General features: G+C 66.4%; 13 protein-coding genes. All 13 read right to left on the bottom strand.

The window, feature by feature from the left end:
• Nucleotides 1–88: 88 nt before the first annotated feature.
• A complete protein-coding gene (locus Q0K23_RS12370; protein ID WP_294522809.1) occupies nucleotides 89–1,186 on the bottom strand; it encodes a phage tail sheath C-terminal domain-containing protein in 1,098 nt (365 codons plus the stop codon).
• A 5-nt stretch (nucleotides 1,187–1,191) separates the two neighbouring features.
• Nucleotides 1,192–1,677, bottom strand: coding sequence for a hypothetical protein (locus Q0K23_RS12365; RefSeq protein WP_294522806.1), 486 nt, complete (start codon nucleotides 1,675–1,677; stop codon nucleotides 1,192–1,194).
• Nucleotides 1,674–2,315 (bottom strand): hypothetical protein, encoded by a 642-nt coding sequence (locus tag Q0K23_RS12360; protein ID WP_294522804.1) that lies wholly within the window; start codon nucleotides 2,313–2,315, stop codon nucleotides 1,674–1,676. Before Q0K23_RS12360 ends, Q0K23_RS12365 begins: the two co-directional genes overlap by 4 nt.
• Before the next feature lie 16 nt (nucleotides 2,316–2,331).
• Nucleotides 2,332–2,946, bottom strand: coding sequence for a hypothetical protein (locus Q0K23_RS12355; RefSeq protein WP_294522801.1), 615 nt, complete (start codon nucleotides 2,944–2,946; stop codon nucleotides 2,332–2,334).
• Nucleotides 2,947–2,991: 45 nt separating this feature from the next.
• On the bottom strand, nucleotides 2,992–3,324 hold the full coding sequence (locus Q0K23_RS12350) for a phage gp6-like head-tail connector protein (RefSeq protein WP_294522798.1): 333 nt from the start codon (nucleotides 3,322–3,324) through the stop codon (nucleotides 2,992–2,994).
• 15 nt (nucleotides 3,325–3,339) lie between these two features.
• The gene (locus Q0K23_RS12345; RefSeq protein WP_294522796.1) at nucleotides 3,340–4,569 is read right to left on the bottom strand and encodes a phage major capsid protein; all 1,230 of its coding nucleotides are present in this window, start codon (nucleotides 4,567–4,569) and stop codon (nucleotides 3,340–3,342) included.
• Nucleotides 4,570–4,584: 15 nt separating this feature from the next.
• Nucleotides 4,585–5,286, bottom strand: coding sequence for a hypothetical protein (locus tag Q0K23_RS12340; protein ID WP_294522793.1), 702 nt, complete (start codon nucleotides 5,284–5,286; stop codon nucleotides 4,585–4,587).
• Nucleotides 5,287–5,288: 2 nt separating this feature from the next.
• Nucleotides 5,289–6,563, bottom strand: a complete 1,275-nt coding sequence (locus Q0K23_RS12335; protein WP_294522791.1) for a phage portal protein — start codon at nucleotides 6,561–6,563, stop codon at nucleotides 5,289–5,291.
• Complete coding sequence (locus tag Q0K23_RS12330; RefSeq protein WP_294522788.1) at nucleotides 6,560–6,739, bottom strand: hypothetical protein; 180 nt, start codon at nucleotides 6,737–6,739, stop codon at nucleotides 6,560–6,562. Before Q0K23_RS12330 ends, Q0K23_RS12335 begins: the two co-directional genes overlap by 4 nt.
• Nucleotides 6,740–6,774: 35 nt before the next feature.
• Nucleotides 6,775–8,538: a terminase large subunit gene (locus tag Q0K23_RS12325; RefSeq protein ID WP_294522785.1), complete on the bottom strand. Its 1,764-nt coding sequence runs from the start codon at nucleotides 8,536–8,538 to the stop codon at nucleotides 6,775–6,777.
• Complete coding sequence (locus Q0K23_RS12320) at nucleotides 8,531–9,016, bottom strand: phage terminase small subunit P27 family (RefSeq protein WP_294522783.1); 486 nt, start codon at nucleotides 9,014–9,016, stop codon at nucleotides 8,531–8,533. The genes Q0K23_RS12325 and Q0K23_RS12320 overlap by 8 nt, the downstream gene beginning before the upstream one ends.
• A gap of 222 nt (nucleotides 9,017–9,238) precedes the next feature.
• Nucleotides 9,239–9,610, bottom strand: a complete 372-nt coding sequence (locus tag Q0K23_RS12315; RefSeq protein ID WP_294522780.1) for an HNH endonuclease signature motif containing protein — start codon at nucleotides 9,608–9,610, stop codon at nucleotides 9,239–9,241.
• Nucleotides 9,611–9,679: 69 nt separating this feature from the next.
• A partial coding sequence (locus Q0K23_RS12310) for a cysteine-rich KTR domain-containing protein (protein WP_294522777.1) occupies nucleotides 9,680–9,941 on the bottom strand: 262 nt, incomplete at its 5' end.

The raw sequence follows: 9,941 nt of genomic DNA, 5'->3' as shown, positions 1-9,941 counted from the left end.
GGCGCTCGGCGTCCAGCCACACCGCGCCGTAGGTGCCGTTGGGAATCCGCTTGGCGGAAAACTTGTTCTTTGCCATGTCCGCTCCTCCTTACAGGTTATTGAAAAGGACCTCAAAGTCCTCCATGGCGTCCACCAGGCGGCCGCCGCACTTGAGGAACACGTAGCTGCCGGTCTGGTACTCCAGTACCTGCTGCTCGGTCAGCGCGGCGGTATCCACGCCCTGGCTCTGGAGATACTGGAGCTGCCGGTCGTAGTCCACCCCCGCGAAGCTCTCCCCGGCGGACAGGACCCCCGCCTGCTCCAGCTCCAGGAAGAAGTTGTAGATGACGGTCACCAGCAGCTGCTTGTTGTCGTAGGTGTTGGGATACCGGCCCAGCCAACTGTTCTCGATGGTGGTGCGCAGGAAGTAGGTGATGAGGTCCATGCCCTCCACGATCTTGATCTTGCTCCAGTCCGCCTTTCCGGTGGCCGGGATGGTGGTGAGGGAGTTGACGCCCCGGGCGATCTTGGCCTGGATGCCGTCGTGGATGAGGATGAGCTTGCCGTTGTTGATGGCCTCGATCTGCTCCTCGGTGGTGCGGGCGGTGACGGCGGTGAGCTCGGGCAGGGCGGCGTAGGCGCAGCTCATGCCCATGGGGATGCCCGCCAGGATGCCCGCGATGCGGCCGCAGTACTCGGCGGCGGTCACCGGGCCGTCCTTGTCGGTCATACCGCTCTCGTCCAGCTCGATGATGCCCATGTCGTCGCTTCCCTCCGTTTTCCATGGCTTCACCAGCTTTACAGTGCGGTACATGGCCCGCTGGGCCTTGGTCCACTCCACCAGCTTGGCCAGCTCCTGGTCGGTCACGTCGGGAGGACCGGCCAGGTAGTCGATGGAGTACTGCTCAATGCTCTTCAGACCGGCCTCCAGGGCGGTGGTGTCCTCGGTGCCGGTGGCGATGACCACCAGATACACCAGACTGGGGCCGCCCCGGTCGCTGCCGGTAAAGCACTGTCTGACATATTCCTTGTTTGCCTCCCCCAGCTTGGAGGGGATCAGGGCCTCGCTGCTGAGGGCGTGGACGCCGTTCTCCTGGGCGTCCCGCACGAACAGGGCCACATAGCCCTTCTTGCTCCGGTTGGCCACCTGCTCAGCCGCCTTCTCAAAGGCGATCTTCAGCGTGGGCAGCCCGATGGTTGCTGCCATGTCATTCACCTCTCATTTTGATTGCCGGGAATACCGGCGGAGATCTCTTTGATGACTTCGTACCGCTCCATCAGGGGCGCGGTCTCCTCCGGGTCCGTGTAGCCCGGGCGTTCGTCGAACCAGGTGGCCGAGAAGTTCACAAAGGCGGAGCCCATGTCCATCCCGTCGCCCTGGGCCGCCAGCGTGACCCACCGGTCCCCCACCTTGAGGGATGGGGCGGCGAAGGCCAGCAGCACCTGCTCCTGGTCCCTTCTGAGTGCCTCGGTGGAGCTCAGGTCGTATTCATCGGTGGCACAGAAGAGCTCCAGCCGGGCCTCCACGGTCCACTCCACCATGCAGAGGTTGGCGGGCTCCATGGCGCTGTCTGACACGTAGAGGTAGCTGCTGGGCCGCTGGTGGTCCACCGGGCAGAAGTCCCGGTAGATGATCCGCTCCGGCCACAGCTCGGACACCACGGCCGCGATGGCGTCGCACAGGTCCATGCCGGTCATTCCGCGCCTCCCTCCAGTCCTCTCACGATCTCACCGGCCAGGGCGGCCACCTGGCTCTTGGCCAGGCTGTTCATCTGGCTGCGGGTCTGGGCATAGAAGTGCTTTCCGGCCACGGCCGGGACATTGATGCGGGCCCTGTACCGGTATCCGGGCCGCCGGACCTGGCTGGGCCTGCGGTGCTTGTGGCCGTTCTCGATGGCGTTGGTCACATGGCCCACGGCGTACTTCTTGCCGCCTGCCGTCACCTTGTAGGTGTCGGCCTTGGGCCGCACGGCCACATAGCCGCTTTTGCTGCCTATATACCGCTCCTGCCAGTCCTGGACCGTGCCGCTGCCGCCGATATGGCCGCGCACATCCCCCAGCAGGCGGTCGCCCAGGTTCTCCAGCAGCTCCCGCTTCTTGTCGGGGAAGGTCTCCAGCAGCTTGTCCCAGCTGGCCAGGAGCCGGTCAAGTGCCGTTGCGTCAAGGCTGACTCCGGTGTAGGACGACGCCCCTGTCTGTCTTGGCGCTGCACCTGCCTGATGCTGTGCACCATTCGATGAAGTACGCCTTGTTGTCGGGGCATACCCCTTGGCAGAGCTCCGAGCAACGTTATTCCAGTAGAGTGCCGCCTGCAATTCACGCGACTGACCCGACAAATATCACACCTCCAAGTCAAACGTCCCGGCTGAACAGGATCTCATACTCGTTTTTGAACTCGTCCAGCACATGGCAGGCCTGGACATTGTACACGGCGGTCGCCGGGCCCTCCTTCACGGTCACCAGGTCGCCCTCCTTGAGGGTGACGGCCTTGGGCGTCACTAGCACCAGGCACCGGCTGGTCTTGGCGTAGGTGTCCTCCTGCTCATAGCGGACATACTTCTCCGTGAGCACGCCGGGGAAGGTCTGGGGCGGCAGTTCCCGCTTCACCGGCCGGTTGCCCTGGCCCATGCCGGTGGCATACCGCTGGGCCACACAGGTCACCACCGTCACCAGGGCGGCCTGGACATCCAGATGGGTCCTGTCCCGCTGGGTGACGCTGGTGAGATACAGGTGCTGCCCCTTCCACCGCAGGGCCTGGTGGAGGGTGAGGGGCCGCCTGCGGAGCACCAGCTTGGCGTTCCTGGCCCCGATGCCCACCGTGGAGAACAGGTTCCGGCCGCCGTCCAGCGTCACGGCGGCCCACAGCCGCCCGGCGCTCACCCACTCCCAGGTGTTCTCCGCAGTCTCCTTCAGCTCCAGCAGCTCCAGGCGCTGGTCCAGGCTGCCGGCGTCAATGTACCGCTCCATGCTTCTCCTCTCTCAGTCCGCCCCGGCTCATGGCCGGGGCGGTTTTTATCCTCCGGTGTCCGAATCGGACACCATGCCCTCCGTCAGCTTCAGCTGATTGAGCACTCGGCGGAAGGCCGGGTTCTCCGTGACCTGTCCGGAGGTCTCGGTCATGTCCCGGCGGTCCCAGGCGTCCAGCACCATGGCGTTGACCACCAGGTCGTACTGGGCGGCCCGGGCCGTACCGGCGGCGGGCGGGGACACCCCCGCGCCGTCCATGTAGGCCACCGCCGCATCATACAGCACGGGGATGACGGCCGTCACCTCCGGGTCGTCGGAGAGCTCGGTGAGCCTGCAATAGGCCAGCAGCGCCGCCCTGCGCTCCTCTGTCAGGGCCATGGGCTATCCCTCCCATCAGCCGCCGGCGGGGGTGGTGGCCACCACGAAGCCCTTGTCCACCACCAGGTTACCGCCCACCATGGCGTCGCCCAGGATGGTGAACATCCGCTCCACCGCCTTGACGGACTCGTCCACACGGATGGTGAACTCACCGAAGAGACCCAGCTCATAGTTCATGGGGTCGCCGTAGACCATGGTCTGGGCGGAGGTCCCGGCGCCGTCCAGGGCGGTAAGGAAGGAGTTGATGGCGTAGGGAATCATGGTGCCGCCGTCCGAAATCATGCCCCGGTTGGGGTTGCCGCCCTCGGGCTGGATGTCGAACACCCGCTTCTTGTCCTGGGCGCCGCGAATCTTGCCCAGGGCACGCAGGTCCTTCTTGTTGCAGTAGAGCCGGGCGTTGGCGCCGATGGTCTCATCGCCGCCGTAGGCGAAGAACAGCTCGGTGAGCAGGTTCTCGGTCACGCCGCCGGCAATCTCCAGCGCGGCGAAGATGTTCTCGCTCGCCACGTTCTTGGCGTTCTTGATGCCGAACATGTCGGGGCTGCCCTGGCCGTCGCCGTTGACGATGAGGTCGGACAGCTTCCGGCGCATGGCCCGCATGGCCATGGAGCGGATTTTCTCGTAGTAGTTGGCGGGGCTCAGGCGGCTGATGTTGCGGTCCACATAGGTGGTGACGGTCAGCTCATAGGGGCTGATTTTGGCCACGCCGAACTTGGGGTCGGTGGATGCGGTGCGGGCGGTGCCTGCGGTGGTGGCCACCTTGCCGCCCTTGGCGTCCACCTCGCTGATGACGTAGGGCTCCAGGAAAGCGCTCATGCCGGTCAGGTCCTGGACGTAGACCTCGTCCACAATGGAGCTAACCACGTTGCCCAGGGGGTCCCGGATGTTGGCGCCCGCGCCGGTGGGCTGGACAATGGTGCCGGTGGCCAGGGTGATCTGCTTGCTGGCCTGGTACACGTCCCGGATGGTCTCCCGGGCGGAGAACTTCACCTCGCCGCCCTTCTTCAGCACCTCGGCGCGCTCCAGAGCCTTGTCCCGCTCCTCCCCACGGTCAGGGGCGGCGTCCAGGAACTTCCGGTCCTGCTCCTGGATCAGGTCCTGGAGGTCCTTGATGTCCGCATTCATGTTGGAGACCTTCTCCATCTCGGCGCGGTACTCCTCCCGCTTGCCCGCCTTCAGCAGGGCCTCGGCGCCCTCCAGCAGGGCGGTGCGCTGGGTCTTCAGGTCAATCAGCTTTCTTCTCATGCTCGTTTCCCTCCGTTAAAATCGGTTTTTTTCCAGCTCCAGCAGGGCCTCGTCCTGCCAGGCCGTATCTTCATCGGGCGCCCCGCCCGTGGGGTTCTGTTCCGGGCCCTCCGGCCCGCCGTAGCGCTTGCTCTTGATGGCACCGGCCGCCGGCTGGGCGGGGACGGCCACCAGGGACACCTCATAGGCGTCCTCCGCGCCCCGGAGCTCAAAGCAGCATGTCACGCCGTCGTACACGTCGCCGCCCCGGTGTTCGCACCAGCCGGTGCGCTGGTTCACGCCGCAGACGGAGCACACCGCCTCCTTCACCGCCACCCCCACGCTGCACTCCCGCAGGATGCCCGCCTCAATGGCGGTGATTGTGTCGGCTGTGGCGGCAGTGCGGACCATGTAGCACCGCAGCACCAGCTGCTTTCCGCCGGGCGCCTCAGCCATGGGCTCCACGCCGGCGGCATACACCCGGGCGGTCTGGTTCTTGGTCTCCCAGTCGTGGTCCCGCAGCACGGGACGCCCCACAAAGAGGGCCGCGAAGCCCTCCAGGGTCTCGTCGGTGAAGCGCTCACAGTCCCGGTCCACCTGGTTGTTGCAGGCGGCCAGGCGGAAGGTGAACACCTCCTCGGCCGCCAGGGGCCGCAGGGCCTGCCGGTTGATGAGGTCCAGCTCTCCCTCGTCCAGGGCGGCCTTGAGCAGCCGGGCCTGCTTTAAAATCTGTTCCATCCTCATTCCTCCTGTGTCTGGGGCGCCCCGGCCCGCAGCCTGCTCAGCTCCGCCCAGTCCCGCAGGGGCACATAGTTCAGACTGGCCCGGCGCTCGTCGCCGCCGGGCACCCTGGGCATGTCCTCCAGGTCCATAATGTCGTTGACCGCGAAGACGCCAATCTCCACCATGTCCTTGTACCAGCTGCCCCGGGCGGCGGTGTCGCCCCGCAGCTCCGCCATCATGTTGATGCGCAGCTCCAGACCGGCGTCCACCTGGCTGGCGGTCAGCAGCTTCCAGGTCAGCTCCTCCTCGTACTGGGTGACAATGGGGTGCAGGGTGCCCACCACGTACTCAATGGCGTTCTGCTCGTTGGAGCCGTAGGCCTGCTTGCCCTCCTGGAGCTTGTAGAGGGGCACGCCGAAGTAGCGGGCGATGTCCCGGATGGAGACCTCCTTGCTCTCGATGAACTGGGCGTCTGCGTTGCTGGCCGACAGGGGCTTGTAGTCCAGGCCGTAGTCCAGGATGGCCACCCGGTGGCTGTTTCTGGGCCCCGCGTGGACCTTCTCCCACTCCCGGCGCAGCAGGTCCTTCTTCCCTATCTGCTTGCCCGGGTTCTTGGGGTCCTGCACCATTCCGCCCAGGTCGGCCTCGGTGCGCAGCACGCCGGAGGGCTGTCCGCCGTTCTCGTAGTAGCCCAGCTCATACTGCTGCTGGGCCCGGGCGGAGGAGATGACCTCGTCGGCCCGCCGCAGCACCGCCACGCCCTTGAGCCCGTTCCGGGTGGCGGCCTTGTAGTGGGCCATGTCCTCGTTGGGCAGCACCATGGGCTCCCCGGTCCAGGGGTGGGTCACGGTATACCACACCCGGCCTCTGGTGTCCTGCCAGGGCTCCACCAGGTGGCCGGGGACGGGGATCAGCTCGTCGATCCGCCCGGTGCGGGGGCTGCGCACGATCCAGTCGTAGCCGTTTCCGTTGACCAGACGGCTGGTCTCCAGCACCTTCTTGCGGATGAAGGGCGTCATGGCCTCATTGGGCCGCAGGTTGAGCAGCCGGAGCACCCGCTCGCCGGTGATGCGCTCCCGGGTGTTGGTGTCCATGAGGAACACCGGCAGCTTGCCCATGGAGTCGCTGAGGATCTCAATGCAGCGGTCCACGGCAGAGAGCTTGCGGGCGAAGCTCTCGCCGGTCTCGGTGCCGTCTGCCGGATATCCGGCGGATACCAGGCTGTCCACCGTCACCGCCTTGCGCACAGAGGGGGACCGGGCCACGGCCCGGATGCCCTGGGCCATACTCATTCGCCACCACCGCCTCCCAGGGAGCTGAGCACAGCCCCGGCAATGGCCAGCGCGCCGCCGGCGATCAGTCCGGCGGGCGGGTAGACCAGCCCGGCCCCCACGGCCACCGCCGCAGCGCCCGCCACCAGAACCAGATCGGCGGCGTAGCGCCGCAGCGCTTTCTTCAGACGTTCCATTCTGTCTCCTTCCCCGGTGTCCGATTTGGACACCGTCACAAGCTGAATCCCGGCCGCTCCATGGCGGAGGCCAGGTCGGGCTTCTCCACTCCCTTGGCCATGGCGGTCGCCATGGAGATGATCCAGGCCACCGTCATGTCGATGCGGCCCACGCTCCGGTCCTTCATGGGCTTGAGGTTCTCGTTGCCGTCGGTGGCGCACCGGATGTTGCCGAAGTTCCACCGGGCGGCGGTGTTGTGCTCGTGGAGCATCTCGTGCTTGCGCAGAAGAAGCTCCAGCTTCTTAGTAGCCGGGCTCATGCCCATCATGGTCTGGGGGATTGTGATGACTTCCAGCCCGTCGCGGTCCTCCGTGCCCTGCATGAGCCGCTGGGACAGCGTCCAAGACATGGCCGCGTCCAGGCCCAGGGTCACCAGGTCAAAGTCCCCGGCCGCCTGCCAGATGGTCTGCTCCACCGCGTCGTAGTCGATGATGTCTCCGGGGCAGCCCTGTATAAACTCAGCCCGTATCCAGTCCCCGTAGGGCACGCCGTCCCGCTTTTCCCGGGCCGCCAGGTCGTCCAGGGGCACCCAGGCCCAAAACAGGGTCACCCAGGTCTCCAGCCCTTGCTGGGGCGGGAAGATCAGCACAAAGGCGGTCAGGTCGGTGCTCTTGGACAGGTCCAGCCCTCCATAGCACTTCTTGCCCCGCAGGTACTCCCGGGCCGCGCTTCTGCGCTCGATCACGCTGAGCCCCGCCCACTCGGGCCGGTTCCACTGGGTCTTGTCGTAGATGGTCAGGGGCACCCACCCCACCGTCTTGGTGGAGATCCACTGGTTGAGCCGCAGCCACCGGAACAGCCGCTCGGCCGCCTCGCTCTGACGGGCGGTCCTGGCCTCGGCCCGGAACTTCCGCAGGCTCAGGTTGTGCCCCAGGGCCGGGTTGCACGCCCGCCACACCGCCTCGTCCCAGATGTCCAGGGCGGCGATCTTGTCCGGGTCGTCCCCGGTGAGGACGGAGACGCCGTACATGATGGGGCACCAGGCCGGGTCGTCCTGGTCCAGCTCCCGCTCGGGCTCTCCCCGCCGCCAGGCCAGGAGCCGGCGGCACTTCTCATGGATCTCCCAGCCGATGCTCTTCCGGTCCGGGTCATCTCCGGCGGTGGTGAGTACGATGACCGCCTGCTGCCGCCGGGCGGCGTCCGAGCCGGCGGTGAGCACGTCCCACAGCTTCCGGTTGGGCTGGGCGTGGAGCTCGTCGATGATGATGGCCGAGAAGGAATAGCCGTGCTTGGTGTCCGCGTCGGCGGAGTAGACCTTGAGGACACCGCCGTACTTGGTGTGGATCTCCCGGCGGCTGTCCCGGGCCCAGGCGATGGGTGCGTGCTCCGGCTGGCCCAGACAGGTGTGCTCCACCATGTACTTGGCGCACTGGTAGATGATGTCGGCGTTGTTCTTGTCGGCGGCGAAGATGCCCACCTGGGGCACGCGCTCCCCGTCCCACAGCAGATGCAGCAGACCCAGGCCGGCGGCGAACTCGCTCTTGCCGTTCTTCTTGGGGATCTCCTCGTAGAGGAACCGCCGCAGCCGCACCCAGCTGCCGTCCTCATCCTGGACCTGGACGCCGTAGAACTGCCGGACGGCCTGGAGCTCCCAGTCTGCCAGCTCAAAGGGCTTGCCCGCCCACTCGTTCTGTCCGAAGCACAGCAGGGAGAAGAAGTCCACCACGTCCTGCACCGCCTGTGGGCTGTACCGGATGGCGCTGCCGTCCTCCGGCCGGGGCACGGCCACCCCGGGGGCCAGCGTCAGCAGCTCAGGCACGGGCCATCCGCTCCCGCATCAGCTTCTCAAAGGGGTTCTCCTCCGGCTTTCTGGCCCCATCGGGTATCACCAGTCGGCACCGGCTGGTGATGGTCATACCCAGGTCGTTGGCGCAGGCCCTCGCCTGCCGGAAATAGGTGTCCTGGAGCTTGGACGCCCCCTCCAGCCCGGGCCCGTCCTGCTTCGCCAGAGCGGTCTGGATGAGCCCGGTCACGGCCATGTACTGGGCCTGGGCCACCACGTAGCGCCCCAGGGTGTCGGCGTCCAGCTGGGCCGCGCCCATGTCGGCGGCCAGCAGCTCCCTGGCCAGGGCCCGGAACTCCTTCCGGTACGCCTCGGGCAGCCACTTGGGCACCCGCAGGCTTTTGGGCTTGGGCAGGTTCACCTCCTGCTGTGCCCGCTGGGCCTTCTCGGCTTTGCTCAGGTGCTTGCGCCCGTTTCCCTCCAGGACGCTCAGCTTTTGTCTCGGTCCCGGCATGGATTTCCCTCCTTCCGTTTTCGCTGTTCCGCCCGACCGCTTTCCGTGGGGAGAAAACCCTGCATGGACCAGGCCGCGCGGTCTTCCGCCATCGCCCCCGGAATTTTTCCGGGGTGGGGCGGGTCCCGCAAGCCGAAGGCTTGCCCCGGGTGTGCGCAGGGGCAGGGCGCGCCCGCGCCCGGGCGCCCAAGCCTCCGGACGTTTATGTGCTGCGGCGGCTGTCTATTGGCCGCCCTTTTCCCGCCGTTCCTGGGCCATCTCCCGGGCGGTCTTGCGGTTGTGGCAACGCTCGCACAGGCTCTGGTGATTGGCCGGGTCGATGAACAGCTGCCAGTCTCCCTTGTGGGGCCTGACGTGGTCCACCACCGTGGCCCGGGTGCGGACGCCCCGTCTGGCGCACTCCCGGCACCACGGCTCCCGCAGCAGCTGGGCCGGGCGCAGGTCATCGGTCCAGATGCTCAGACTGTACCAGCCGTGCCACTCCGCCGACGCCCGGCGGGCGGCCCGCTTTGGCTTGTGCTTGGGACAGTAGCCGTCCCTGGTCAGTTCCCGGCATCCGGGATGGCGGCAGGGCCGGAGCGGCTTTAAGGCCACGGGCTATCACCTCCGGGCAAAACAAAAAGCGCCCAAGCCACTGCCCCCCTTCTCGGGTGGAACATTGGCTCAGGCGCTGGTCTCTTTGGACGCTGGCTCAGGCGCTTCGATATTCACGAGTGTCTCCTGCCCGCAGCGCTTGCACTTTCTGGGCAGGTTCCGGGCGATGGTATCCGACCGGACCTTCAGGATTTTTCCCTTCCCGCAGACCGGACAGATGATCCACCCGTCCCTCACGATAAGTTTACCACACTCGCGGGATTCTTTCAACTTTTCCATGCAGTTTCTACCCCCTCTTACACTTGTTACACCTGGTTTCCAGACCGAATAA

It is taken from the genome of uncultured Pseudoflavonifractor sp., assembly GCF_944387275.1.
Taxonomy (GTDB): domain Bacteria; phylum Bacillota; class Clostridia; order Oscillospirales; family Oscillospiraceae; genus Pseudoflavonifractor; species Pseudoflavonifractor intestinihominis.
Note: the sequence above shows the minus strand (reverse complement) of the source record. Positions and strands in the feature narration are given on the sequence as shown.

Coding starts and splice junctions, on each gene's coding strand:
- Q0K23_RS12320 (WP_294522783.1), bottom strand. CDS start 9,016: ATGCCGGGACCGAGACAAAAGCTGAGCGTCCTGGAGGGAAACGGGCGC.
- Q0K23_RS12355 (WP_294522801.1), bottom strand. CDS start 2,946: ATGGAGCGGTACATTGACGCCGGCAGCCTGGACCAGCGCCTGGAGCTG.
- Q0K23_RS12370 (WP_294522809.1), bottom strand. CDS start 1,186: ATGGCAGCAACCATCGGGCTGCCCACGCTGAAGATCGCCTTTGAGAAG.
- Q0K23_RS12335 (WP_294522791.1), bottom strand. CDS start 6,563: ATGAGTATGGCCCAGGGCATCCGGGCCGTGGCCCGGTCCCCCTCTGTG.
- Q0K23_RS12350 (WP_294522798.1), bottom strand. CDS start 3,324: ATGGCCCTGACAGAGGAGCGCAGGGCGGCGCTGCTGGCCTATTGCAGG.
- Q0K23_RS12345 (WP_294522796.1), bottom strand. CDS start 4,569: ATGAGAAGAAAGCTGATTGACCTGAAGACCCAGCGCACCGCCCTGCTG.
- Q0K23_RS12330 (WP_294522788.1), bottom strand. CDS start 6,739: ATGGAACGTCTGAAGAAAGCGCTGCGGCGCTACGCCGCCGATCTGGTT.
- Q0K23_RS12340 (WP_294522793.1), bottom strand. CDS start 5,286: ATGGAACAGATTTTAAAGCAGGCCCGGCTGCTCAAGGCCGCCCTGGAC.
- Q0K23_RS12365 (WP_294522806.1), bottom strand. CDS start 1,677: ATGACCGGCATGGACCTGTGCGACGCCATCGCGGCCGTGGTGTCCGAG.